The following is a 25976-nucleotide window of genomic DNA, read 5'->3' on the forward strand; positions in this document are numbered from 1 at the left end:
ATCCGCCTGCTCAAACTGAGACTGCTTTACGCCACAATCGCAACGAGATAAATGCGATCTTGTTCCAATTGTGTCACACATCCAACATGTATCTTTAGTGTTCCTGCAAAAGGTAAGTGTTACGTGTATACCCGGGCATTGGATTTGAACCGGAACTTGTTGAGCGGACTGAGAACTGAATGAAGATTCCTGCCAGAACCAATTTGCGTCTGTGCATCATGGCTCTGGTCGTTGGTGTGTCTGCCTGTGCGCAAACCACGACCGAGGAAAAAGCCAACGGCGCTGTTCACGACCCCTACGAAAGTACCAACCGCTCAGTCCACAGCTTTAATCGGGGCGTGGATCAGTACTTGTTCCGACCCGCATCCAAAGGGTACGTCAGCGTTATCCCCGAACCGATGGTGACAAGTTTCAACTCCTTTGCGGAAAATCTTTCCCTGCCCGGACAGGCGGTCGACTATCTGCTGCAAGGCAAACCAAAGGAATCGGGCATTGCACTGTTTCGGTTCGCAATCAATACGACGGTTGGTTTCGCAGGTCTGGCCGATCCGGCAACGGACTTTGAAGTGCCACAGGTCGACACAGACTTTGGCGAGACATTGCATGTCTGGGGCGTGGGTGAAGGCGCATATCTTGAATTGCCGCTCTACGGACCATCGACAACCAGGGATGCCGTCGGCGTTGTCGTCAATCTGTTCACGAATCCAATCGATTTTGCACCGACACGACCCGTCGACAACCTTGGACTTTACGCGGAAATTGTCCGACGCATGGGGGACCGGGGCAGATTTTCTGACACCGTCGATTCAATTTTGTATGAAAGCGCGGACAGTTACGCTCAAGCTCGCCTGATTTACCTGCAAAATCGCCGGTTCGAACTGGCAGCCGACGACGAGGACGCCTATCTTGGCCTATACGCAGATCCCTACTCTGACACGTCAGACCCGTACGAGGACCCCTATGCCGAGTAACTTTTTGAACCGTAGAACTCTTGTAGCAGCTTCCGTTGCCGGTCTTGGCCTGGCGATGTTGCCGTTCCCAGCCTTTGCCTTGACCGAAGCCGGTGCACGCAAACTGGTTAATGGCGTCGTGACCGACATCAACAAAGTCATTGATTCAGGCAAATCAGAAGCCGCAATGCTGCGCGATTTTGAAAAAGTGTTTGTTCGCTATGCGGATGTTCCGATCATGGCGCGCTATGCACTTGGTGCGGATGGACGCAGTGCATCCAAGTCCCAGATGCGATCCTTTACCAAGGCTTTTCAGGGCTACATTTCACGCAAATATGGCCGTCGGTTCCGCGAGTTTATTGGTGGCGAGGTTAGCGTTAGGTCAGCCCGCAAGATCAAGAACGGATACGAGATCAGAAGTTCGGTCAAGCTGCAGGGATCAGCCCCGTTCGATGTGACCTTTCTGGTGTCGGACAAATCCGGCAAGGACAAGTTCTACAATATGTTTATCGAAGGTGTGAACCTACTGCTGACAGAACGCACCGAGATCGGCGCCATGCTGGATCGGCGTAAGGGTGACCTCAACAAGTTGATTGCTGACCTGGACAAGGCTGGCTGACCCATATTTTCGAAATAAAAAGCGCTGTAAGCCGCCTCACAGTTGGGCGGCTTTTTCTTTTTCCGGCTCAAGAACTGCCGTTCCGCCGGTTTGCGCAGACCCACGAAATCACCCGACATTACGGATTTCGTGTCGATCTTCACGTCCACTTGCCCCAAAGAAACAGAGAGCTCCCGCCCGTCGTCGATGTTTCTTGCGAAACACCTCCTCCCGTTGGGCCCGGCGCCGCGCTATGCGCGGCGCTACGCCCAAGTCCGCTGGCGGTGCCGACGAAGTCGGGATAGCCCGGGCGCGGGAGCACCCCCGGTTCCGATACAACGGCACACCCGGGTCAGTTCCGACCTCCGAATATATCCTTGAGCAGTTGATCAACAGCTTGCCCCAATCCCCCACCGGGTTTTTCTTGGGCTTCTCGGGCAAACGCGTCGGACGTGTTGGTCCGCGCATGGGCAAAGGCTTGGATTCAAGCCCGTCCTGAACCCGCACCATCGTTTCGTGCCATATCTCCGCGGGCAATCCGCCTCCGGTCACGCCTGATAAAGGAGTGTTGTCGTCATATCCCATCCAAACGCCGGTTACATAATCTGCGGTGAAGCCAATGAACCAGGCATCCCGCGCCGCTTGTGTCGTGCCCGTTTTGCCTGCCACTTGCCATCCGGACAAAGCTGCACGACGACCGGATCCTTCGGATACGACCTTCTCCATCATCCAAATGAGTTGTTCGGCCGCCCCGTTTTGAATGACGCGCTCTCCGATGCCTCCTCCAGATCCCATGAGCGGCGTATCATCCCCCAACAGCTTTAGCTCAACCAAACCGTAAGGTGTCACCGACGAACCGCCATTCAGAATACCCGCATAAGCTCCGGTCATTTCCAGAAGCGTACTTTCAGATGCGCCCAATGCCAAAGCCGGTCCCGCCGCAAGATCACTGTCGATACCAAAGTCACCAGCGACCTTACGCACCAGATCACGCCCGACTGCCTCGGACACCTTGACCGCCGGTATGTTCAAAGAGTCTTTCAAAGCATGTGTCAGCGTGACCTGACCATAGTGCTTGTTTGTATAGTTCTTTGGGCACCACTCTCCTGAACCCGGGATATTCAAGCAGTAGGGAGCATCCACGACCGTATCAAGCGGTGAATACCCAAGCTCCAACGCGGTGGCATAGACAAACGGCTTAAAGGCCGAGCCCGTTTGACGCATGGCCTGGGTTGCACGATTGAAGGCCCCAGTGACTCGCGTCTTGCGCCCGCCAACCATTCCACGTACCGCCCCATCCGCTGACATGACCACAATGGCTGCCTGTGCCTTGGATCCTTTGCGAACCTTTTCCTGAAACACGAAATTCATCGCTTCTTCCGCCGAGGTCTGGATACGCTGATCCAGCGTCGTACGGATAATCACGTCTTCGGTCGTGTTGCGTGTAAAATACTCCGGCCCCGTCGACATCACCCAGTCCGCGAAATACCCTCCGGCCCGTGCCGCTGCCGCCTCGGACAATTGCGCTGGTGTGTTGCGCGCTGTGTTGGCTTGCTGCGCAGTCAGGTATCCCTGATCTTCCATCAATCCTACGATGACCCGCGCCCTGTCCTGAGAACGCTTCAGATTGTTAGTCGGTGCATATCGCGTCGGTGCCACAAGAAGACCAGCAAGCATAGCGGCCTCAGATGGGCTGACCTCTGCGGCCGACTTGCCAAAGTAACGCTGGCTGGCTGCCTCGAAACCACGTGCGCCTGCGCCAAGGAAAGCCCGGTTGAGATAGATAGTGAGAACCTCATCCTTGCTATATTTGACCTCCATCGCCATCGCATAAACAGCTTCTTTGACCTTGCGCCAAAGCGATCCTTGTCGGCAATCGTCTTCGTATGCTTTTTCCGACTCCCATTGGGACTCGTCGTAAGGCACTCCAAGGCACAGCAGCTTGGCTGTCTGCTGCGTAATGGTAGAGCCACCGTGCCCCGACAACGGTCCGCGCCCCTCACTCAGATTGATCCGCACAGCGCTGGCGACACCACGCGGACTAATCCCGAAGTGCCGATAAAACCGCTTGTCTTCTGTCGCAATGACCGCGTTCTTTAGATGTGGAGAAACAGTCTCTGTTGTCACCACACCGCCGAACTGATCACCGCGCCAGGCAAACACTTTGCCGTCCCGGTCCAACAGGGTCACAGACCCACGTGCGCGCCCGTCCAGCAGTGCACTCACATCAGGCAGAGTGGTATAGACCAGCCCAACGGCCAGCGCGAGGAGCAAAGCGACAATCATTCCAACGCGCCAAGTGAACCCCCAGATCAAACTGACAATCCAGCCGATAGCTCTGCGCAACGCTCCCGGGATTCCTCCACCCGAGCCGCCCTTGCGAGCTGACTTGCGTGGCTTGCGAGCAGGTGTTTTTTTCGAAGATGCCTTTTTCCCCGGCGCCGCTTTTGGCTTGGGCTTGGGCTTGGCCGCCTTTGACCGGGCCGCGGACGGGTACCTCTTGTCTGCAACCAATGGCGGTTTGCGCCGCTTTGAATCACTCATACTCAACCCTGCTCGGCTCTGGCTTTTGGGGCACAATACCCCGCCAAGCTCCGAGTGTTGAGGTGTTATTCACATTCATATTCCCTTTTAGATTTGCCTCATTTTTCATCTTGGTGGGGTTTTTGTGCAAAAAATGTGCAAATTCTTGTGATTTTCATCCTATCTCTGCCCAATCACGGTTTCTCTGCAGCGCAGCAACGGTCTTGATTTGCCCATCAAGACACGCAGGCCGCCGCCTGCTCAGCTGAGGGGAATACAGTGAAACTCATCATCGCAACAATCAAGCCGTTCAAGCTGGAGGAGGTCCGCGAAGCGCTGACCGAGGCCGGTATTCGCGGCATGATGGTCACCGAGATCAAGGGCTTTGGCTCGCAATCCGGCCATACAGAAATCTACCGCGGCGCGGAATACGCCGTGAACTTTGTCCCCAAGATCAAACTGGAAATCGTGGTTGCCGCCTCGATGGTCGATCAGATCGTCGAGACCATTTCCAGCACTGCGCGCACCGGCAAAATCGGCGACGGCAAGATCTTTGTCCTGGACGTGGAACAGGCCGTGCGCGTGCGCACCGGGGAAACCAACGACGACGCACTTTGAGCGTCCGCACACTCTTATCCAAGGGAAAATCGAAATGAACCTTCTCAAGACACTTCCTGCTGCGGCCGCGCTAATCGCTCTGCCGACGCTGGCCCTGGCGCAGGATGCTGCCGCGCCGGGCTTTGACGAAATCGGCCCCTACATCATGACCACGTTGCTGTTCTGCATGGCGGGTTTTCTGGTCTTCTTCATGGCTGCAGGCTTTGCCATGCTCGAAGGCGGCCTGGTGCGCTCCAAGAACGTAACCATGCAGATGACCAAGAACATCGCGCTCTATTCGATTGCGGCGATCATGTATTGGTTCGTGGGCTTCAACACCATGTATCCGGGCGATTTTAACGGCTTCTTCGCCATCGGCGGCCCGACCGTTCTGGACGCGGTTGGCGTTTCAGCGGCGGATGCGGCGCTGGATTATGCCTCGGTGGGTTCTGACTTCTTCTTCCAGCTTGTGTTTGTCGCCGCAACCGCTTCGATCGTGTCGGGCGCATTGGCCGAGCGGATCAAGCTTTGGCCCTTCCTGATCTTCGTCGTGGTTCTGACTGGTCTGATGTACCCAATCTCCGGTTCGTGGAAATGGGGCGGTGGCTGGTTGGACGCCATGGGCTTCCAGGACTTCGCCGGTTCAACTGTCGTGCACTCGGTTGGTGGCTGGGCCGCTCTGGCAGGTGCCATCGTGCTGGGTCCGCGGATCGGCAAGTACGGCAAAGACGGCAAGGTCATCCCGATCCCGGGTTCGAACCTGGCGCTGGCTACTCTGGGTACCTTCATCCTGTGGCTGGGTTGGTTCGGCTTCAACGGCGGCTCTCAGCTGGCAATGGGCACCGTGGGTGACGTGTCGGATGTGTCGCGCATCTTTGCCAACACCAACATGGCGGCTGCCGCTGGTGCCGTGACCGCGCTGATCCTGACGCAGGTGATGTTCAAGAAACCCGACCTGACCATGGTGCTGAACGGTGCTCTGGCCGGTCTGGTGTCGATCACCGCTGAACCGCTGGCCCCGACCCTGTTCGGCGCGCTGTGGATCGGTGCCGTTGGCGGCGTGATCGTGGTCTTCACCGTACCCTTCCTTGACAAGCTGAAGATCGACGATGTGGTTGGTGCGATCCCGGTTCACCTGTGCGCCGGTATCTGGGGCACCATCGCGGTGATCTTCTACAACTCGGACGCGACGCTGATGACTCAGCTGACCGGCATCGTGGCCTATGGTGTCTTCACCTTCGCTGTCAGCCTGGTTCTGTGGGTCATCCTGAAAGCGACCCTGGGCATCCGCGTCAGCGAAGAGGATGAAGTCAACGGCCTCGACATGGCCGAGCTGGGAATGGAAGCATATCCCGAATTCTCGCGCGGCTAACCCGTCCGAGATGTGAAACAACGGCCCGAGCCATCCGGCTCGGGCCTTTTTCGTTCGTCTTACTCAAAATCACCCTCTGCCCAATCCTGGATGTCATACAACCAGCCTTCGGACGCACTGCCTGCTGCATGGCCTACGTCGAACAGCGCGTTCATGTAATCCCGATCAAATGGTTCTTCGGGTTTGATCGCAAATTCCCGCGGAATATAGGTGATATTGGCCCCGAGCCCATCCCGCTTGGCCAACGACAGGATACTTTCGATGTTGCCAATGCTCTGTGAGCGGATCAGCATCTCGAACGCACGGTTGGCCACGGCAGTGGCGTTGCCATTCAACGGCTCGAACGACGGCTCAAGTGACTTGTTGTGGATCAGCCAGATGGTGTTTTTCTGCCCACTCAAACCCGCCTTACGTAACATCCGCCCCATGGGCAAGCCGGGGGGATAGACAAATACCTCGCGCGTCAGCCCGCCATCGACATGCAACTCTTCGCGGCGAATATCGCCATCTGTCACTTCGATGGTGATGGGTGGGAACACAACTGGAATCGCGGCCGAGGCCAGAATCACGTCACGGATCAGCGCTCGCGCCTGCGGCGTTTCAATCTGCGCCAACTGACCGATATCCCAAAGCACTGGCCGCTCGGCGTCGATGTTGGTGGTGCCCACCAACAGGCGACGCCCCTTGCGGTGCTCGGCTCCGATCTCAGTAATCAGATCATCTGTCAGCTCACGCTCAATCGCGGCGCGCAGAGGCGTTGTCTTACCCACAAACCCGCGCCCGAAAATCGCACCTGCCACATCCAGCCGTGCTACATCCCGAGTGGTGGTCTGGGTGTAGAAGCGCTTGAGCCGGGCGTCATACTCCGACCCCAAAAAGGCAAAAGGCGCAATCAAGGAACCTGTCGAAATCCCGGTCACAATGTCGAAATCCGGTCGCTGACCCGACGCTGTCCAGCCGTTCAGGACCCCCGCGCCATACGCCCCATGTTGCCCCCCACCGGACAGAGCCAGTATGTTCAGCCCGCGCCCACCTGGCACCTGCGCCAAGGTCGGTTGCAACTGCGAACCAAGGGGCGCGAGGCTGGCCGGGCCCCCATCTTCGAACAGCCGCACCTCGGCCGATGCCGCCGCAGGATAAAACCCCTCATACGTCTCGGCTGTAGGGGTCACATTGGTTCGGTCATAGCTGCCTGCGCAAGCCACCAGAACAAGGCTCAGCAAAAGCGAGAGGGTAAATCGGGCACTGGTCATCGGTCAGCACATCTAAATCAAGGAACGTTGACGTGCCGTTGCCATAGAACCAGCGACAAAAAAAGCCGCCTGTTGCGTCAACAAGCGGCTTTTTCGTCATTTTTGGCAATTTAATGCCGATTTTCACCGAAGATCAAATACCGGCGTCAACGATGGCCTTGGCCAGGATCGGCACGGTCTTTGCGTTCAGGCCCGCGATGTTCATACGGCTGTCACCCACCATATAGATCGCATGCTCCGCGCGCAGCTTTTCTACCAGCTCGGGCGTGGTACCCAGACGCGAGAACATACCGCGGTGCTGCGCGATAAAGCTGAAGCGGTCCGAACCACTCAAACGCTGCAATTCGTCTGCCAGTTGCTGGCGCAGACCCAGCATCGAGACGCGTACATCCTCCAGCTCAGCCATCCAATCGGCGCGCAGAGCGTCGTCGTTCAGGATGGTGGTCACAATGCGGGCCCCGTGATCTGGTGGGAAGGAGTAGTTCTGACGGTTCAGAAACGCCAGTGTCGCTTGATTCAACGCAGTCTGGCTGGCGTCGTTCGAAACAGCCATCAGCAAACCAGTGCGCTCCCGGTAGACACCAAAGTTCTTAGAACAAGACGCCGCGATCAGACATTCCTTGACCGACGAGGCCACCAGACGCACGGCTTGCGCGTCTTCTTCCAGACCGTCGCCAAAGCCCTGATAGGCAATATCGATCATCGCCACCAGGTTTTGGGCATTGATCAGGTCCACGACCTCTTGCCACTGCACCAGATTCAGGTTGGCACCCGTCGGGTTGTGACAGCAGCCATGCAGCAGCACCACATCGCCCGGCTTGGCGGTTTTCAAATCCTCGATCATGCCGTCGAAATCGACGCCACGTGTCTCGCTGTCGAAATAGCGGTAGGGAACTGTTTCGACACCCAGATAGTTCAAGATCGAGATGTGGTTCGGCCAGGTCGGGTTCGACACGAACACGCGCGCCTCGGGCGAGGCCATCTGGATCAACTCAAACGCCTGACGGCAGGCGCCTGTACCACCGGGGGTCGCGGCTGCACCCACGTTCTCGCGTGCCACGGCGTCGCCGAGGATCAGTTTGATCATCGCGTCCGAATAGGCCGGATCGCCAACCAAACCCACGTAGGATTTCGATTCCTGCTCTTCCCAGATCTTCTGCTCGGCCGCCTTGACCGCGCGCATCACCGGTGTAACGCCCTCGGCGTTCTTATAGACCCCTACACCAAGGTCGATCTTGGTGTCGCGCGGGTCTTCGCGATAGGCTTGCATCAGCGCCAGGATCTTGTCTGCTGGCTGCGCTTTGAGGTTTTCGAACATCAGTTCTCTCCGGTTGCGACGGGCAGGGTCGGGAATGCACCCCATTCAGCCCAGGAGCCGTCATAAAGCGAGTAATCGGACTTGCCCAAGCGGTGCAGGGCCAGCGCCAGCACGGCAGCCGTAACACCCGATCCGCAGGTGGTGATCGCAGGTTTCGACAAATCGACCCCGGCGGCCTCGAAAATTTCGCGGCACTGGTCGGGGGACTTCATCGTCCCATTCTTGTTGAGCAACGTGTTGAACGGTACATTTTTTGAGCCGGGGATGTGGCCAGAACGCAGCCCCTCGCGCGGCTCGGCAGCCTCACCCCGGAACCGGGGGCTGAGCGCGCATCGATAATTTCATGATCATCCAATTTGGCGGCGGCCGACACTTGCGTCACGTCGCGGACAAGATGGTTTTGCACGCGCACAGTCATGTGGCGGTCACGGACAACAGGGGGCAGATCCTCAATCTCATGCCCTTCAGCCTGCCACTTGGGTAGACCTCCGTCCAGCACGGCAACGTTTTCCTGCCCCATCAATTTGAACAGCCACCAGACACGCGCCGCCGACATCAAGCCCGCGCCGTCATAAACGACAACCTGATGCCCGTCCCCCACACCCATGGCCCGCATCCGCGACATGAACTTTTCGACCGGTGGCACCATATGAGGCAGGTCCGAGCGGCGGTCGGAAATGTCGTCGATATCAAAGAATCGAGCACCCGGAATATGAGCGGATTGATACTCGGCTTCAGGGTCGCGGTTTTCAGTCGGTAGATACCAAGATGCATCCAGCACCCGCAGGTCCGGATCCTTAAGGTGATCGGCCAGCCAACTGGTGGACACGAGTGTTTTCGGATCGTCGGTCATACATGCCTCCCCTATGCGCTAGATTGTCCGTATACCCGCAGGAATTTTGGTGCAAGTCCAGCACAGAAGTTACGACACCAGAACAGCCCCGAGACCAGAATTTTCTAACGAAAGAGGCTGACGTCACAACCGTGTGGGAATGATCCCGCGGTCCTGAAGCGCGTTGAGAACGTCCAAAATAGTTCCCGTAGACACGTCAACAGAGCCGGACATTTGCGCACCAACCCCACCTTCACCTATTTCCCGTGTTCCCCCTTCGAATTCCCGAGGTGTCAACGAAGACAGCTCAGATGGCAGATTTAGGCAAATTGGATGTGCCTGAAAGAACGCTTCGCTCGCCTGCAACAGCAGTTCCTTTGCCTTGGCAAGATGCGCGTTGTTCTGTGCAACGTCACCCGATCCAGTCGGAAGCACCATTTCCACGTCTCCAAGGCCGAAGGTGAGACAAAGGCCTTTGACATTCAAAGACACCGCAGCAGCCAAACTGACGGCTTCAGAGTACACCATTTCCCCGCGATCGACGGCCCGCAGTGTTTCACGCTCACAGGCGAACAGTTCGACCAGAAGTTGACCTTGAGCCGTCAGAGCCTCCTCATCGGCAACAAAATTGATCGAGGCCTGGGATAACTTACCATTGCAAACATCAACCAATGGCTCGGTAGACACCAACTGCTCAAAACGCTGCTGAAGTTCACGCAGATCCAGCAACACATCGAACCTGACCCGTCTTGGGCTTTCGTCCGAAAGCTCCAGATTAAGCTCAAAGGGAAGTTCTGCGTCGTTTACCTTGACCGTGTCGGTCAGATGGTATGTCACCTGTTCCGCCCGAAGACCACCTGTCAAAACAAGCAAACTGGCAACAACCAAAAGCCGTACGAATAGGGTCGTCCTGATCTCGCGCAAAATCACTTGGTTGCCCCCTGCTGCTTTAGCTGAGCCAAACGAAGCAGCTCAATCAGGGTGGTTGCGCTGGTATCAATCGATCCTGAAAGGGTCGCACCGAGGCCACTCTCTCCAATTTCATGAGTCCCACCCGAATGGAACCGGGGGCAAGTGCCGACAGTTCATCAGGCAATTCTGGGCAGATCGGATTTTCGTCCAGCACCTCGGTACCTTTTTCAAGGATTAGCTCACGCGCGGTATCCGTCAGGTTGAAAAGGTCCGCCAAACCGCCCAAAAACCCCAACGGATCAAGCTGTACATCTTCCAAGTTCAACACGAGGCACTGCCCGCGAACCTTTGCCGAGGCACGCACCTGAAAATTCACGTTTTGCCCCAACAACAACGGACCGCGATAATGAACCTTGGGGTCTTTTTCGTTGCAGAGAAAAACTTTGCCTGCACCTGACCATTTGCCACAATGGCCTCCCCTTCGGCATAGGTATCCTTCATCGCAAGCGCAAATTTTGCTTTGCAGGTTTCCTTCAGGATTCCGGAAAAAAGGCCCGGAACGTTCTTTTGCAAATGCCTGAGATCCAACCGCGTCGAGATACCCATTCGGGTTTCATCCACTTCGCTCAGCCGAACAAACAAAACATAAGGAATCTGAACCCCTTTGGCCTGAATGGATCTTGCAACCGTGACCTTGAAATCATCGGCTGAAACCGAAACCGGAAACAGAATCACTACAAAGCAAGAGATGATCGCAGCAGCAGAACGTTTGGCTTGCGACAGAAAACACAATTTTCTTCGGCTCAATTCCCTAAACAAAAAGTAACGCCCCGCTCAAAATCCCAGACTAAAGCGTAGCAGCGATGAACTCTGTTCGTCACCAACAAACAAGGGAATATGGCCGATAAACGTCTGAGGCCCTATCAGCCGTGATCCTTGAGCAGACGCTGCTTTTGACGCGACCAATCGCGTTTCGCCTGGGTCTCGCGCTTGTCGTGGTTCTTTTTACCCTTGGCGATGCCTATCTTGATCTTGGCCTTGCCACGATGATTGAAATACAGGACCAGCGGCACCAGGGTCATGCCTTTGCGCTGTGTCGCATTCCACAAATCCGATAGCTCCCTGCGCGAGACCAGCAGCTTGCGACGGCGGCGTTCCTCGTGCTTGAACATCTTGGCCTGCTCATATGGCGCGATATATGAATTCACCAACCACAGCTCGCCGTTTTCCACGGCCGCATAGCTTTCAGCGATGTTCGTTCCACCGACTCGCATGGACTTGACCTCGGACCCTTCGAGCATGATGCCGCATTCGAGATCGCTCTCGATGGCATAGTCGAAGCGCGCCCGCCGGTTCTCGGCGACCACCTTGTAGTTCGGATCTGTCTTTTGCTTGGCCATGGACGCCAGATTTAGGCGCGCAAGCGTCCCTGTGCAAGCGGGTCTTGCAATGAAACTCAGCCCACGCGCCGCCCGCGCAGGTTCTGAACAATGCCCACAAGGCTGATGACGATCCAGAACCCCTCCATCAACATCGAGGCGAGGTTAAAATTGTGGCTGAGCGAATAGGTCAGCAACAGTGCGCCCAGCAGGTTCACCACCGGAAACATCAGATCGTCGGAATTCAAGTAGCGCATCTGAGTTGCAAAGTATGCAAGCGCGATGACCAGCGTGCCGGTTGTGCCAATGGCATCAGGCCAACTGAGGCTGGAAAGGAATTCAGACATGGACTGCGAACCTATCAAAATACGTTTCGCACGCGCCCTATCCGGCACAGGGCCAAGTGGCAAGGGATCAACGATTCACGCAGCGTCCTTGGACAGGAAATCAGCCAGCAGATCAAACACCAACCGGATTCGGCGCGAAGTATGCAGCTCGCGATGGGTGGCCAACCAGATTGGAAACCGCACCGGCTCCAACGCGCTGACCACCCGTTCTACGCCGGGACATCGCTGCGCGACTTGATCGGCCATCAGCGACAGGCCCAACCCTTGTTCAACCATCGCCCAAGCCGCACTACCCGAAGTGGACCCCAGGCGAAAGTTTTCAGGCGACAGCCGCACGCCTTGCTCGCCAAAGAACTCTATCATTCGCGAAATATCACCAAATGAGATGAAATCATGCTCGGCCAGGTCCACGATCGATTTTGGTCGCCCGCGCTCGGTCAGGTAACTGGGTGCTGCATAAAGGTGCGCCGTGGTTTCCGTGACAAGCCGCGCAAAAAGTTCGGGCTGTTCTGGGCGAACATGTCGGATAGCGATATCCGCCTCGCGCATTTGCAAGTCACGCAGATCATCGGCCGAGACCAAGTCAACCTCAAGCTTGGGGGCGACCTCGCGCAAGCGCAGCAGTACGTGTGGCATGACATGGGTGCAAAAGACCTCGGACGCCGTGATGCGAACCATGCCGTCGATGGACTGGGACTGACCGCTGGCCACCAGCGATAGGTGCATTGCCGCGTCACGCATGGATCTCGCATAGTTCAACATCTCACGCCCCGCCTCGGTTAAGGCCACGGATCGACCTGACCGCTCAAAGAGTGTCACGCCCAGGGCTTGCTCCAATGCTGCAATCTGACGCCCGATGGTTGGCTGAGTCTGCCGCAATACGCGCGCCGCAGCGGACAGAGACCCCTCCTCCGCCGTCGCCAGAAAAGCCCGCACATGGGACCAGTCAAAAGAGATGCCCTGCCAATTCATGCGTTTTTGTATAGCAGCTGAACAATTTTAGGCAATTCACCAATAGTTTTCGCATGGGTTATCACCCACGCAAAGGAGATCTTAACATGGCCCAATCAGCTGCATTCTGGGATAGCATTGCGGAACGCTATGCCAAATCCCCTGTCAAAGACGTCGAAGCCTATGAATACACGCTCGAGCGCACTCGGTCCTACCTGAGCGCGGAAGACAGTGTTCTGGAACTGGGCGCGGGCACGGGGTCAACCGCATTGTTGTTGGCCCCCAGCGTGGCGCGTTACGTGGCCAGCGACCTGTCCCCGAAAATGACCGAAATCGGCCGTACCAAAGCCAATGATCAAGGAGTGTCCAATGTGGAATTTGTTGCAGCGGGTGTTTCTGACCCGCAGTTGGCGAGCACGACTTATGACGCAGTAGTTGCTTTGAACCTGTTACATCTGCTTCAAGACCTGCCTGAGCAGTTGAAACGCATCCGCGAGTTGGTCACGCCGGGTGGTCTCTTTATCTCAAAGTCGGTTTGCCTGAACGCCAAAGGGTTGCCCTTCAAGTTCAGAGTAATGAAACTGGCTATCCCACTGATGCAGTTGGTCGGCAAAGCGCCGTATGTAAACACCCTGACCATAGAAGAACTGGAGCGGCAGGTGACGGATGCGGGCTTCGACATAATCGAAGCCGGAAACTACCCTGCGGCGCCCCCAAGCCGGTATCTGGTCGCACGCCGCCGCCCCTAGGATCAACCGAGCTTGGCGTGCACCTCGTCCAGATCAATTTCGTCAATTGGCATCTTGTTAGCAGGGTTTTCGAAATCGTATTTGAACAAATCAAAGTCGCGTTTGTAAATCTCATAGACAAGGTGCATCGACAGATCGTCAAAGTAGTCTTCGACTGGGTGTGCACGCTTTGGGCCGTGCCCTTCGGATTCGTTGAAACGCGGGATTGCTGACAAATCGACCGACACCGGGGTTTCGATACTGTTGAGCACCCCGTTCATGCCGTCATTGAACTTCTCGGTCCAGAAGATGTTGTCATACCGCCCGCCGTTGGAAATGAACGTCGAGACATGGCCAGACATGGCGGACCAGTGAATATCGGGATCCATCGGGCGACGCCAACGGATCGTATCGCGTGCAAACAGCAGGAAACGACGAAAACTTTTTATCTGGTCGAATTCCTGTTTTCCGTCGTCCCCGCCAACCTCGATCCCGTATTTGTAGATCAATGTTGGGACCAGATTGCCGCGATAGCGTTTGCCGTTTCGCTGGATGCCGCAGATCTTGTCAAAGAACGAGGACAGGATACGGGTGTAGGGATTGCGAACACAGGTGAAGGCATACGACCTGTGAGCTTGCACATTCCGCGTGATCGGCCCTTGGCTATCTTCCAGCGCCCATTTGTGCAGCCCGCCTTTCGCATCATGGATGTCGCCGTCAAAAAACTCGCCGTGATCCGAATAGAACATAATCTGACCAATGGTCGAACAGGCGCATTTCGGCACCACGCGATAGACCACACTTTCACTTTCCGTCATCCATGTCCCTGGAAAACCCATCTGTCTTGCCTCCGTACCCCGTTTCGCCCTAGCTTGAGCGACAGGCGTCTTTGCCTCAAAAAAACAAAAAAACATTGTTTATTCAATCGGTCTTCACCTTTAACAGAGTAAACAAAGAGCAGAAACAAGGGATCATCGTTTCCAATATGGCAAAAATTGCCTACATATTGCTGTGTCACAAAGATCCTGAGGCCATCATAATGCAGGCCGAGCGGCTGACCGCGGCTGGCGATTACATGGCTATCCACTTTGATGCGCGAGCCAAGTCCGAGCATTTTCGACAAATCCGTACCGCTCTTGCCGACAATCCCAACGTGACCTTTGCACGCAAACGTATCAAATGCGGCTGGGGTGAGTGGTCCCTGGTACAGGCTTCTCTTTTTGCCATCGAGGCTGCGGTTGACGAGTTCCCGCGTGCCACGCATTTCTACATGCTTTCGGGCGACTGCATGGCCATCAAAACAGCCGAATACGCGCATCGCTTTTTGGACCAGAACGACAAGGATTTTGTCGAGAGCTTTGACTACTTTGAAAGCGACTGGATCAAGACGGGCTGGAAAGAAGAGCGGCTGATCTATCGTCACTGGTTCAACGAGCGCACGCAGAAAAGGCGCTTTTATGCCATGTTCAACTTGCAAAAAAGGATAGGTTGGGAACGGGAAATCCCGCACGACATTCAGATCATGATCGGCAGTCAATGGTGGTGTTTGCGGCGCCAGACAGTTGAATGGATTTTGGAGTTCACCCGAGCCCGTCGGGACGTCATGCGGTTTTTCGCAACCACCTGGATTCCAGACGAGACCTTTTTTCAGACTGTTGTGCGCCACCTGATTCCCGAAAACGAAATCGACTCCCGAACGCTCACGTTTTTGATGTTTTCGGACTACGGGATGCCAGTCACATTCTACAATGATCACTATGATCTTCTGCTCAGTCAGGATTTTCTGTTCGCCCGCAAGATCAGCCCCGACGCAAAAGAGCTCAAATCACGGCTAGGACGTCTCTATGCGGCTTACGACGTGCAGTTCCAGATCTCGAACGAAGGTCGTAGCCTATTCAAGTTTCTGACTGGCAGGGGGCGAATCGGGCGCCGGTTCGGCATGCGATTTTGGGAAACTGAAAGCACACTGGGACGCGAACGCGAGCTGATGATCGTGGTCTCCAAGAAATGGCACGTCGCAAAGCGCCTTCTTGAACAGATCGGCCTTGTGACCAACGTGCCGACAATCGAATTTCTATTCAATGAAGAAAGCACGCCACTTCCAGATCTAGGCGGCATTCAATCCTCGTTGGAAAAGCGAACGCGACACAGGCGAGCGCTTATGAGGATGCTGTTTGAATACTATGACACCGATCGTTTGGTTATCTGTATGGATCCATCAAATCTGGATCTAATGCATGACTTTTTCTCGGATCGCTCGGTCACCCGAATGCTCGAGATAGAGTGCAAGTTCACCGACGAGTACCTGATCGGACACGCTCACAGGGTCGGACTGGCTGGCGAGCGCACACCCAAGGCCACACTTGAACGCCTGCTTCCGACAATTCGCAATGACCTGGCTCATGAAGGGGACCGGATTCGCGACGCTGGGTTTGCCCGATACGGCCGCCTTCGCGAAGCGGCTCTGCCCGAGGAAAACGCCGAAAAATTGGCCGAATTCCTGTCAATTTCTTCGGATCAAGGTCTGCGCTTGGCGCAGACCGAGTATCTTTTTGCGGACTGATCCAAACCATCACTTGAAGGTCAACACACCTTTGTAGTCCGAAATCAAAGGGGTTTCGGCGCCTTCTGGGAAGGTGATCACAAACGTATCCGTCTGAAGGTTCTGTCCGTTGTAATCCTTCATTTCATAGTTTTGGATAGCCTGCCCTTTGACCGTTACTGCATCGCCAGTTTCTTCTGCACTCAAGATGGAATAGCTGCGGTCGGTTTCTTTGTAGTCCTTAAAGTACTCCTGATACTCCTCCGGGATCTCGATCTCGGCATAGGCCTGGACCTCTTCGGCGGTGAAATTGAATACATCGTCGGGAATGCCATAACCGAATTTGGTCGTGTATTGAGCTGTCGCGTTCGGCATGAACATGTTGATCATCGGTGGGTAATTTTCGCTAATCAGGTTCGAATAAAAACTATCGACCAGCGCCTTGGCGTCTTCAACTTTGTCGGCCAGAGCAGGCTGTGTTGATAAAGCTGCCACTGCTGTTGCGGCAAACAGGGCGCGGGTGGATTTGGCTAAATTGGCAACGGTCATTATTACTCTCCTAATAATTGTCATATATGACAGCAAAGAGAACATAAGAAACCTGCTCCGCGTTTCAACCATCCTGCTTAAACAAAAAAACGCCGCAGTAGTTTGCGGCGTTTCTTAAGAGGATCAGGACTTCCAACTGTCCAGCCATTTCCGGAACCTACCCCGCTTTTCACCTATGGCATCGCTGAGCGGCATAAAAGCTGTCCTCGACGCTTTCGACCATGGGATCGATCCGCGCCTGACGGAAGCGCCGCCAGCGGACGTAAAGCGCCCAACCGATGGCCGCGAAAAAGATCAGGAAGATGATGTTGAACCACGGGATGATGCGCACATCAGGCCCGTCCACACGCCAGATTTTGACCGCGTTGGGAAAGATCGACATGAATTCATTTCGCCAGCCGTAGTGCCGGATCACGGCCCATTTTGGGTCGGCCTCGGATGATTTCAAATCCGCCGCCTCGGCCTGCAAGTTCGACGATGTCACTTTGAAATAGGGCGGCCAACCCCAGCCGGTGTCTTCGTTGCGATAGACCATGACCTTGCCGTTGGCTTTGCGGGTCTGGATGAAAAACACGTCCCGGTTCGATGTCGTGGTGTCACTGCCCACATCCTGCGCGGCCCAGAACAGGCTGTTCTCGCCCGGATCGATCCGCTTTTCGTAGGTGTCGCTGACACGGACGACATCATGTTGCGGCAGGGTGTAGTGCAGAACAGCCACCACAGTGCCCCAGAACAAGATAATGAACGCCCATTTGATGTAAGCCATGGATCAGGCCCTCACATAAAGTTCGAATAATAAACTAGGAACGCGATGATCCCCAGCGGAACAACATACACGCCCAATATCAGCTTGCGCCGGAACGAGCCGTCGTACTTCTTCAGCCCGCGCTGAACAAACGCTTCGCGATCACCGGACATGCCCTTCTTGTCCCAATGCGCCTCAAGCTTGCCGCGCCTCACGCGCCGGGAATAGATCGACACGATCACGTAGATCACTGTCAGGACAATCAGCAGCGGGATCATCAACCGCAACATAACGATCATTTACGGCCTCCTTACTGCGCCCCAGGGTCCGACGCGCTCGATCAGATCATCCACCCGCGTCTCGCCATCCATATCCGGCTCGTGCCCAAACAGCGCCTCGCGCGCACCTGCCTTGTCCACCTGATACTCCTGCTCAAGGAAATCAGCAACATAGGCCTTCTTCGCCTCAGGCCAGCCCGCATAGGTGCGATAGAACAGTTCCTTGTGGCAGATGAACAGCTGGCGCACGTCCAGTGGGCAAAGCTCAGCCAAAAGCATATTCACCAGATCGCGGTGCGGCGTGTCGGCCGCGCGCAGAGTATAGAAATACGCCGGATGGTCCGAGCTGATGCGCGGCCAACTGCCCCCGGACCTGGCCCAGGACATCAACTGCGACAGCCCGTGATACACCTCGGGCAGCTGATCCACATGCCGCCGCGCCAGCCGCCGCATGTCACCTCGCCCCAGCTCGCTCAAGTCGATGCCAGCATTTGCCGCCGTATCGATGGTGATGAAATCCATCTTCTGCTGCAGGATCGCCGCCGCATCCACACCGCGCGCCTTGACGATGGGTTCGGCCAGATCGTTGTAGTCCAGAAACTTGGCAATCCGGTTCCGGTCACTCAGGTCAAAGACATATTTGACCGGCAGCTCTTCGTCGGGCTTCTCACCACTCACAATCACCGCAGGATGATCCAGATCGGTGAACAGATACATGCCACCAAAATGCGCCGTCCAGAACGCGCCTTGCTCAAACGTCGCTTGGCTCAGATGCACCGGATTGCGGGTCACATCGCCGGTCTGTTTCGCCGCGCCGATCATGTCGGCAATCAGCACATCATCGAACCAGGCATCTTCCTCGGTCTTGAACCGCTCGACCATATTCGCCAGCTGCGTCGCGGTCTTGAGCGTGCCGCCCACGGTGTCCGCCTCAACCTCCACGCGTTTCAGATCAAACAGATCACGCGCCGAGCGGATCTTGAAGACCGAGTTCACCAGCTCACCCGCCACCGCATCCGTGGCCGTCAGGGCAAAAAGCTGGCTTTCGTTATCCTCGATGAATTGCCGCAGAATATCCCGCGAGGTCGAGAATTTCACATTGAGCAGCGGCGCCCGCTTTTGCTCGGTCGTGAGCAGAATGAACTGCCGATTGACCCCATTGGGGTTGAGGTAGAGCGGATCGCCGAGTTCCTCGCCAATCTCCGGCGAAAACCCCGAGATATCGACATGAAAATCACTCAGCTGCGTGGCCTTGCCACTCAGATGCCCGAGCGCACGGTTATAGCGCTCGATCAAGGCCGGGCTGGAGATATGGACCAGATTGCCAAACATCAGGCCTTTTTGGATGAGGCGTTTCATTCGCAAGTAGTCTCCCAAATTGGAGCGTCCAAAGCCTCACTTAAGGCTGCCCTTAGTTCTTCGATTTCCAGTGAATCCAAAAAGTCTTGCTGGTCTACATGAAGATCTTTTCTTAGTAGGGAAATTTCATCCAAATATTGGACAGTCTTCAAAAAAGGCTTTTGACTAGGGCACTCAATTACAGTTTTGTCATGAAAAATGTTGAGAAGATCGTTAAGTCCACTCTGTACGCGCGATCCTTGTCCACGCAAAATTTCCTCAGGCTCTTGGTTTTCAACAATCTTAACTAGGCGATGAACTGGCTTAACCTTCCTACCCAAAATCGGCTTTCTCACTGGATCACCTTCATTGTTATTTCTGAGGTGCCCTGAATCTGAGTAATGCCATTTGAGATGCGAAAGGACTTCCAAACTATCTAGAGTCAGCTTCAGCTTCATTTCGAAAACTTGTTTCGCTGTTGAGCGTTCCTCTCTGCCATCTTGGTTTACTGCAGTTCTCGCCATTATTTTCGTTGCTTTCCGCTGCCTTTTCATCTCCTTGCGCGTTAGTCGCAGTTCCTCTCTCTGCGCCGCCAGTTCTTTGCTTTGCATCATTACCGTTACGATAATCCAGAGAAACGCCAAAGTGCTTGCGATGCCCGCAAGTGCGTCTCCGATTTCGTTCGCCGGTGACAAAAGAAAAGACCAAAACCTCCACGACCAACCATCATCGGTCTTTTGAGGAAGTACAGCAACGACAGCAATCATTGCCAAGAACAGCTTTGTGGTACCGACGCCGACAAACATCGGGTTGCCGCGATTGACGCCTGCTTTGACCAGCCGGACTTGATACTGGACCCAATTAGATACCTTCAGCACACCGTCTTGTAGATTGAATTCTTGTAAGTGTATCACTTCTCCTCCAAATACCGCTTCTTGGCCTCTTCCTGACGGCCAAAGTCGCGGACCATGGCCTCGATCGCGACCTCGTCGCTCTTGTCGGCATAGCGGAATTCGCTGTCGGCGTAGCGGTTGATCTCTTGCAGGACCATGTCGACCGTGATCGGCACGCGCAGCTCGGAAATCATCGCCCTTTTGGTGTCGTAGTCCTTGAACAGGAACAGTTCGGGGTTCTCCATCCATTCGTCTGGCAGCTCAAAGTCCATCGCACGGACTTTCACGGCGTCGGTGATGTTCTTGATCGCGCGGCCCGTGAACCGCTCATCCGCCTGCTGGATGCCCTTGAGGTACGTGCCCAGCTTGGCAATCGTATCCAGCGTGCCGATCTGGTCCGACACCCGGTCGAACACATCCAGCAACCCCTGTTCATGGGGGCGGTTGTGCCCCTCAAAACTCGCAGCCACCGCGCGTTTGATCTCTTGCGCGGCCATCAGATCATGATCGCCCAGTGGGATGTCGTGGTTCTTGCCCATGAGCAGCGACAGGATGTCGATGTAGTCCTCGCGGCTTTGTGGGCCATCGACGAGGAACCGCGCCCCCGCCCGCTGGCGCAGAGCGTCGTCGACATTCTCGGGGTAGTTCGAGAACATGCCAAAGGTGCAATTGCCACGTACGACCGTATTGGCACCCGCAAAGCTCTCCATCAGCACCGCTGTGATTTCCAGCTGCCCGGCGCTGGACTGCCGGTCGCCGCGCTTGCCCGCCAGCTGGTCGATGTCGTCGATGGTGCCGAAACCTATCACCGACGGGTCGATGATCGTGTTGATGAACGCCTTGGCGTTCTGCCCCGATTTGCCCTGATAGCTGTCGATGTTGTCGGTCGACAGGTTCTGATAGCGGAATGGATAGCCCGCGACCTGGCAATAGTCATTCAAGAGCCCCGCCATCATCTGGATTAGCGTCGTCTTGCCCGTCCCCGGCTTGCCATCACCCATGAAGGTAAAGATGAACCCGCCCAGTTCGGCAAAGGGGTTCAGGCGGCGGTCAAAGTCATAGGCCATCAGCATCTTGGATAGCCGCAGCGCCTGATACTTGGCGATATGGTTACCCACCACTTCGGTCGGTTTCTTGAACGTCATGGTCAGCGTGGTGGATTTCGCCTTGGACGCTGGTTCGAATCCCCGCAAGGTCAGATCATCTGCGTCGATCCGCCAGGCACTGCCTGCAAAGCCCACCAGATGCTGCGCCGTCTGCGCACGCTGCGCGGCCTTCTCCATCAGCCCTTCGGCATAGGCGCTGACAGCGGCCACCAGATGCGCATCATCGGGTGCTTTGGTCGCCAGAACCTGATCCAGCTCCCACAACGCGCCATGCAGGGCAAGCTGTCTATTGTCGGTCAACAGCTCCTCAACCTCACCCACATCCACCGTGGTTTCGGTCAGATGCGACGACATCAGATAGGCCAGCGCATTGCCCAAAACATGGGCCGAAATCAGAGCCTCTGCCGTCAGCAACTCGGAAAACTCGGCCTTACGTGCAGGCGGCAGATCGCCTGCCAGATTGGCGCGCTTCAGATCGCCCAGCGCGGTCTGGTCCGAATAGACCTCACCCATCGCCAGAGAAATCGCAACTGCCCGCCGCAACCCATGCTGCACCGTCGCCTGCAAGGGTGAGGTCAGCGCATCCCCATCATCCGCCGCTTCGATCCGGTCGATCAGATGCACCCCATCAGCCCGCACAGTGCGGCGCGTCGCCAGACCCGGCGTAGTCGAGCGAAACCGCCGCCGCGTGCCAACGCCGGGGCTGCGTTCCGGGGTCGCGCTTTCGACAACAGGTTTGGCGATCCGGGGCGCATGATCAAACCCTTCGAGCAGCGCGGTCGCTGCCGGGTAGTGCTTGCGAATATCCTCTTCGCGCAATTCCATCTGGTCAGACGTCAAACTCATCTCAAATCCGCCCTTGCTTCATCTTTTCAAAAATACTCTCGCCGAAGGCCCAAAATCAGTACCTCAACACCTGCCCCGCATTGCTGACGACGAACTTGCGCACATCGCCAAAACCGGGCGGGTTCTGCTCGGCCAGAACCTGAAACGGCCGTTGCGGCAGGATGATCGAGCGTTGTGTATGCGTGGCACCAGTTTCGGCCCCGCGCCCGCCAAACGGATCAAGCGCAAAGACCTCGCGCTCGACTGTGGAAAACCACCCCGAACGCTCCTCAACCACATCCTCGCTTTCCAGCTCTTCGGTGGTCCAGGCCAACGCCCAATCCTGCCCCTCGGGTGCGCCTGCATCTTCCAGCACCTGACGCAATGGCCCCGATTGTTCGGTATATGCCGAGGAATACATCGGCCCCACGTGGAAGCGTTTCAGCCGCTTGGGGTGCAGATCGTCAAAATCCTGATCGAACCCTTTGGCGATGGTCACCAGCTTTAGCCCGCCAAGCGCCTGCGCCATCAGATGGGCCTGCACTTCGGGCCAGCGGCGTTCGTCCTTGGGTAGGGCGATCTTACCGCTGTCTTCGACCTCCATCAGGTAGATCACCGGCAAGTTGATCTGGCTATCATAGACAGCCCAGTGGATCATGAACCTGCGCCGATCACCGGTGGTCCCAATCCAAATGCTTTCAGGATCATTGCGCGCCCAGAACAGCTCTCCCTTCAACAGTTCTTCGTAATAGAGCCGCTGGGACAGTGCGAACTGCAGCCGCGTGGGCACCTGCTGTTCGCTGATGATCTGACGCACCATGTCGTGCTTCAACTGCGCCTCGGACGGCATGTTTTCCAGATGCCGCTGTGCCTGCTGCGCATCATTGGCCATGGTCATCAACTCAGCCGCCACCGGAAACCCGCTGTCGCGCCGATCCATCGCCAATGAACCAAAGAACCGCCCCGTATCGCGACCGACCAGCAGGTATTTCATGCTGAGCGCCCGGAACGTGTAGAGCAGCCCCGACAGATAGCGCGAGACGATCTTGACCTCTTCTTTCGAAATCGCCCCCTCGGCCTGCATATTCGCGGCCACCCGCAGCAGGTGGACAGTGATCACCTCGAACTTGCGGAAATACCGGCGCGAGGCAAAGGTGTCGGTCAGGCCGACATGGTCATGAGCAGGATCAGTCAACAGGTGCGCTCCACAAACGATAGGCGGCATGTACAAGACCAAAAACTACGAAACAGGCCGCCAACCAACCAAACTGGCCAGCAAGTAAGGCGTACATCACAGAGAGCAAAAGCCAGAAACTCCCCAAGACGACCCACCAGAACCAATTCTCAGGCGACACTAGAAAACTGAGCAATTCCAGCAGATCCAAGACTACCCACCATACAAGTTCTTGTCGTGCTTCTCGACAATCGAGGCAAACCGGCGCGCGAACCGCTCATCAGCTTTGGCCTTCTTCTCCAGCACGTCACGGGCAAAGACCATGTGGTCCTCATGCGCTTCCAACATGTCGGCCATTTTCTGATTTGTCGCGGTGCCGATGGCGGCCATGGCGGTCTGCGCCTCTTGGTCGGTCTGCACACCGATCTCGTTGATCCGGTGCGCCACGTCCTGTTGCTGCGCCGTTTTCAGCGATTTGGTCAGGGCATCATAAAGCACCACACGCTGTTGCGTGTCTGTCTGCAGCTTGTTGATCAACACCATCTGCGTCGCGGCCTGGTTCTGCAGCGAGTCGACCCAGGATTTGCCCTTTTCGATGTAACGTTCCAACGTCTGGCTCTTGGCAAGCTTGACCTGCTCGTCCTGCACCAGCGCGTTATATGTCTTGTTCAGATCGGCCAGTTCGGTTTCCAGCTTGGTCCGCGCGGCGGCGTCCTGTTCGACGCTGATCTTGTTTTCCAACTCGATGATCTTGGGATCCATGCCCAGGATCTCGGCCCGGACGTTTTCCAGCTCTTGCACCGTGAATTCGCGGTCATCCAGCGTCGAAGTCAGATTGGTTTCCACCTTCTCGCGCTGCTCTTCGAGCACACCCAACTGCCCTTGCAGCAATTGAACGATCACATCCGATTTCGCGATCAGATCCTGCAATTTGTCGTCGATATTGGCCGTGCGCATCCGCTCCTGCCGCATCGATTCCGACTTGGCGCTGGCAAAGATACCGACAAAGCTTTCCCACCCGGTTTTCGAACGCATCTCGTCAAAATCCTTGGAAAAGGCAGATGTGACATCGTCCAACCCCATGATCAGCTCTGCGATGTTCGAATTCATCACTTCAGTATGGGCATGGACGTCCTCAAGCGTAGCATTCTCGATGTCGATATCCGCCTCGGCGGTGCCGATCTTTGCCCTCGCGGCCTCGATCCGACTGGTCAACCCTTCGATCTGCGACTGGCTTTCGCGCACGCGCTGCTGGGTTTCCTGAATCATCGTTTCAAATTCGCTATTCGCCATACCGCCCTATCCTTTTCGTTTGTATACCATTGTATATAGGGAATGTTACAATGATTTACATCCCCCGCCAGTCTGTCTTTGCTGAAAGTCTCGCAAAGCGCGATCAGAATTGAAAGGGGAATGGGGCATGAAACCATCTTCCCCACGCTTTTCACCAATGCTATATCGCCTTAGGGCTCACAGGCGATGGCGTCGCCAGAGAGACTGCCTCTCGCCCCGCATCCACGCTCCTGTACGCCGGGACTTTCAATCGGGAGATTGAGGGCCCCGCCTGAAGCCTCCCCGAATATGGAGGCACCCATGGCCTGGTCGCCTGAAAAAACGCAAGTCAAAAGCTGGAATGAATGGGACACCCTGCGCCATGTGATCGTGGGCCGTGCCGATGATTGCCACATCCCGCCAGAAGAGCCCGCGCTGGACGCCAAGGTGCCCGAAGACAGCGACATGCGCGGCCAGTGGGGCCGCCGCCCGCAGGAAACGATTGATCGCGCCAACGAACTGCTGGACAACTTTGCCGATCAGCTGCGCAATCGCGGCGTTCGCGTAGACCGCCCCGATTCAATTGATCACTCCCTGCCTGTCACCACCCCGGATTTCCACACCGACAGTCAGTTCGGCTGTATGCCCCCGCGTGACGTGCTGCTGACCGTCGGGCATGAGATGCTAGAGGCAACGATGTCCTATCGCTGCCGCTGGTTCGAATATCTGAACTATCGCCCGCTGCTGAAACAGTACTGGGAAGAAGACCCCAACTTCCGGCACGAGGCCGCGCCCAAACCTCGCTTGACGAACGAGGATTACCACCCCGATTACCTCAGCGACAAAATCGGCGTTGAAAAGCGCCTGCAGTGGGCGGCCGAGAAGTTCTTTGTCACCACCGAGGAAGAACCCTTGTTCGACGCCGCTGACGTGCTGCGGTTCGGCAAGGATCTTGTGGTGCAACATGGGTTCACGACCAACCTCAAAGGCATCGAATGGCTGCGTCGTCACTTTCCTGATCACCGTGTGCACACAGTGAACTTTCCCGGTGATCCCTACCCCATCCACATCGACGCTACGTTCACTCCGCTGCGTCCCGGCCTGATCCTGAACAACCCTCAGCGTCGCCTGCCCGAAGATCAACGCGGCATGTTCGAAAAGAACGGGTGGGAAATCGTGGACGCCGCGCAACCCGCGCACAACACTCCGCCGCCGCTCTGCTATTCTTCGACCTGGCTGTCGATGAACGTTCTGGTTCTGGACCCCAAAACCGTCTGTGTCGAAAAGTCCGAAGTCTATCAGGCCGAGCAGATGGACAAGCTGGGTATGGAAGTGGTCGAAGTCGAATTGCGCGACGCCTATGCCTTTGGCGGCGGCCTGCATTGTTGTACGGCTGACGTCTATCGCGACGGTGAGTGCGAAGATTACTTCCCCAATCAATAATCTACAGAACAAACAAAAAAGCCGCATCCCAGGATGCGGCTTTCTTCGTCT

The 25976-nt window shown here is 56.0% G+C and carries 24 protein-coding genes and 2 pseudogenes; 7 read left to right on the forward strand and 19 right to left on the reverse strand.

Annotation, left to right across the window (positions count from 1 at the left end; all coding sequences use genetic code 11):
- Positions 1–179: 179 nt before the first annotated feature.
- Positions 180–971, forward strand: a complete 792-nt coding sequence (locus ACZ1HE_RS21425; RefSeq protein ID WP_472624109.1) for an MlaA family lipoprotein — start codon at positions 180–182, stop codon at positions 969–971.
- Positions 961–1569: an MlaC/ttg2D family ABC transporter substrate-binding protein gene (locus tag ACZ1HE_RS21430; RefSeq protein WP_472624111.1), complete on the forward strand. Its 609-nt coding sequence runs from the start codon at positions 961–963 to the stop codon at positions 1567–1569. The genes ACZ1HE_RS21425 and ACZ1HE_RS21430 overlap by 11 nt, the downstream gene beginning before the upstream one ends.
- A gap of 108 nt (positions 1570–1677) precedes the next feature.
- Here ACZ1HE_RS21430 and ACZ1HE_RS21435 read toward each other — a convergent pair whose 3' ends face one another.
- Positions 1678–4092, reverse strand: a complete 2415-nt coding sequence (locus ACZ1HE_RS21435; protein ID WP_472624113.1) for a transglycosylase domain-containing protein — start codon at positions 4090–4092, stop codon at positions 1678–1680.
- 258 nt (positions 4093–4350) lie between these two features.
- On the opposite strand from ACZ1HE_RS21435, the gene ACZ1HE_RS21440 reads away from it, so the two are divergent.
- Both ACZ1HE_RS21440 and ACZ1HE_RS21445 read left to right on the forward strand, forming a co-directional pair.
- On the forward strand, positions 4351–4689 hold the full coding sequence (locus ACZ1HE_RS21440) for a P-II family nitrogen regulator (RefSeq protein ID WP_085793953.1): 339 nt from the start codon (positions 4351–4353) through the stop codon (positions 4687–4689).
- A gap of 34 nt (positions 4690–4723) precedes the next feature.
- Positions 4724–6040, forward strand: coding sequence for an ammonium transporter (locus tag ACZ1HE_RS21445; protein WP_472624115.1), 1317 nt, complete (start codon positions 4724–4726; stop codon positions 6038–6040).
- A gap of 59 nt (positions 6041–6099) precedes the next feature.
- Here ACZ1HE_RS21445 and ACZ1HE_RS21450 read toward each other — a convergent pair whose 3' ends face one another.
- From ACZ1HE_RS21450 to ACZ1HE_RS21490, 9 genes and pseudogenes are all read right to left on the reverse strand, one after another.
- Positions 6100–7293, reverse strand: a complete 1194-nt coding sequence (locus ACZ1HE_RS21450; RefSeq protein WP_472624117.1) for a patatin-like phospholipase family protein — start codon at positions 7291–7293, stop codon at positions 6100–6102.
- A gap of 133 nt (positions 7294–7426) precedes the next feature.
- The gene (locus tag ACZ1HE_RS21455; protein ID WP_472624119.1) at positions 7427–8611 is read right to left on the reverse strand and encodes an amino acid aminotransferase; all 1185 of its coding nucleotides are present in this window, start codon (positions 8609–8611) and stop codon (positions 7427–7429) included.
- Positions 8611–9464: pseudogene (gene sseA, locus ACZ1HE_RS21460) on the reverse strand (3-mercaptopyruvate sulfurtransferase). Before sseA ends, ACZ1HE_RS21455 begins: the two are co-directional and overlap by 1 nt.
- A 123-nt stretch (positions 9465–9587) precedes the next feature.
- A complete protein-coding gene (locus ACZ1HE_RS21465; RefSeq protein ID WP_472624121.1) occupies positions 9588–10280 on the reverse strand; it encodes a hypothetical protein in 693 nt (230 codons plus the stop codon).
- A gap of 139 nt (positions 10281–10419) precedes the next feature.
- A complete protein-coding gene (locus tag ACZ1HE_RS21470; protein ID WP_472624123.1) occupies positions 10420–10731 on the reverse strand; it encodes a hypothetical protein in 312 nt (103 codons plus the stop codon).
- Positions 10728–11147, reverse strand: coding sequence for a hypothetical protein (locus tag ACZ1HE_RS21475; RefSeq protein WP_472624125.1), 420 nt, complete (start codon positions 11145–11147; stop codon positions 10728–10730). The genes ACZ1HE_RS21470 and ACZ1HE_RS21475 overlap by 4 nt, the downstream gene beginning before the upstream one ends.
- A gap of 131 nt (positions 11148–11278) precedes the next feature.
- Complete coding sequence (smpB, locus tag ACZ1HE_RS21480) at positions 11279–11755, reverse strand: SsrA-binding protein SmpB (RefSeq protein ID WP_472624127.1); 477 nt, start codon at positions 11753–11755, stop codon at positions 11279–11281.
- A gap of 56 nt (positions 11756–11811) precedes the next feature.
- Complete coding sequence (locus ACZ1HE_RS21485) at positions 11812–12081, reverse strand: CBU_0592 family membrane protein (RefSeq protein ID WP_472624129.1); 270 nt, start codon at positions 12079–12081, stop codon at positions 11812–11814.
- Positions 12082–12156: 75 nt separating this feature from the next.
- Positions 12157–13053: a LysR family transcriptional regulator gene (locus tag ACZ1HE_RS21490; RefSeq protein WP_472624131.1), complete on the reverse strand. Its 897-nt coding sequence runs from the start codon at positions 13051–13053 to the stop codon at positions 12157–12159.
- Between the two features lie 86 nt (positions 13054–13139).
- On the opposite strand from ACZ1HE_RS21490, the gene ACZ1HE_RS21495 reads away from it, so the two are divergent.
- Positions 13140–13781, forward strand: a complete 642-nt coding sequence (locus ACZ1HE_RS21495) for a class I SAM-dependent methyltransferase (protein ID WP_472624133.1) — start codon at positions 13140–13142, stop codon at positions 13779–13781.
- 2 nt (positions 13782–13783) lie between these two features.
- Here the strand turns inward: ACZ1HE_RS21495 and ACZ1HE_RS21500 are convergent, their stop codons facing one another.
- Entirely contained in the window at positions 13784–14599 is an 816-nt protein-coding gene (locus ACZ1HE_RS21500) for a sulfotransferase family protein (RefSeq protein ID WP_472624135.1), read from the reverse strand.
- A gap of 146 nt (positions 14600–14745) precedes the next feature.
- Between ACZ1HE_RS21500 and ACZ1HE_RS21505 the strand changes: the two genes are divergently transcribed.
- A complete protein-coding gene (locus ACZ1HE_RS21505; RefSeq protein ID WP_472624137.1) occupies positions 14746–16323 on the forward strand; it encodes a DUF5928 domain-containing protein in 1578 nt (525 codons plus the stop codon).
- A gap of 9 nt (positions 16324–16332) precedes the next feature.
- Here ACZ1HE_RS21505 and ACZ1HE_RS21510 read toward each other — a convergent pair whose 3' ends face one another.
- From ACZ1HE_RS21510 to ACZ1HE_RS21545, 8 genes and pseudogenes are all read right to left on the reverse strand, one after another.
- Entirely contained in the window at positions 16333–16851 is a 519-nt protein-coding gene (locus ACZ1HE_RS21510; RefSeq protein WP_472624139.1) for a hypothetical protein, read from the reverse strand.
- 123 nt (positions 16852–16974) lie between these two features.
- Positions 16975–17617 (reverse strand): annotated as a pseudogene (locus tag ACZ1HE_RS21515) (DUF1523 family protein).
- A gap of 11 nt (positions 17618–17628) precedes the next feature.
- Complete coding sequence (locus ACZ1HE_RS21520) at positions 17629–17895, reverse strand: hypothetical protein (RefSeq protein WP_472624141.1); 267 nt, start codon at positions 17893–17895, stop codon at positions 17629–17631.
- Positions 17896–19233 carry a DUF6638 family protein gene (locus ACZ1HE_RS21525; protein ID WP_472624143.1) on the reverse strand — a complete coding sequence of 446 codons (1338 nt, stop codon included), beginning with the start codon at positions 19231–19233 and terminating at the stop codon, positions 17896–17898.
- Positions 19230–20126: a hypothetical protein gene (locus ACZ1HE_RS21530; protein ID WP_472624145.1), complete on the reverse strand. Its 897-nt coding sequence runs from the start codon at positions 20124–20126 to the stop codon at positions 19230–19232. The genes ACZ1HE_RS21525 and ACZ1HE_RS21530 overlap by 4 nt, the downstream gene beginning before the upstream one ends.
- Positions 20123–22057, reverse strand: coding sequence for an AAA family ATPase (locus ACZ1HE_RS21535; RefSeq protein ID WP_472624147.1), 1935 nt, complete (start codon positions 22055–22057; stop codon positions 20123–20125). Before ACZ1HE_RS21535 ends, ACZ1HE_RS21530 begins: the two co-directional genes overlap by 4 nt.
- A gap of 55 nt (positions 22058–22112) precedes the next feature.
- Complete coding sequence (locus tag ACZ1HE_RS21540; protein ID WP_472624149.1) at positions 22113–23231, reverse strand: hypothetical protein; 1119 nt, start codon at positions 23229–23231, stop codon at positions 22113–22115.
- Between the two features lie 192 nt (positions 23232–23423).
- Complete coding sequence (locus tag ACZ1HE_RS21545) at positions 23424–24503, reverse strand: hypothetical protein (protein ID WP_472624151.1); 1080 nt, start codon at positions 24501–24503, stop codon at positions 23424–23426.
- A 300-nt stretch (positions 24504–24803) separates the two neighbouring features.
- On the opposite strand from ACZ1HE_RS21545, the gene ACZ1HE_RS21550 reads away from it, so the two are divergent.
- Positions 24804–25925 carry a serine/threonine protein kinase gene (locus tag ACZ1HE_RS21550; RefSeq protein WP_472624153.1) on the forward strand — a complete coding sequence of 374 codons (1122 nt, stop codon included), beginning with the start codon at positions 24804–24806 and terminating at the stop codon, positions 25923–25925.
- Positions 25926–25976: the final 51 nt, after the last annotated feature.

The sequence above is a fragment of the Falsiruegeria sp. JB4-1 genome (assembly GCF_055693495.1).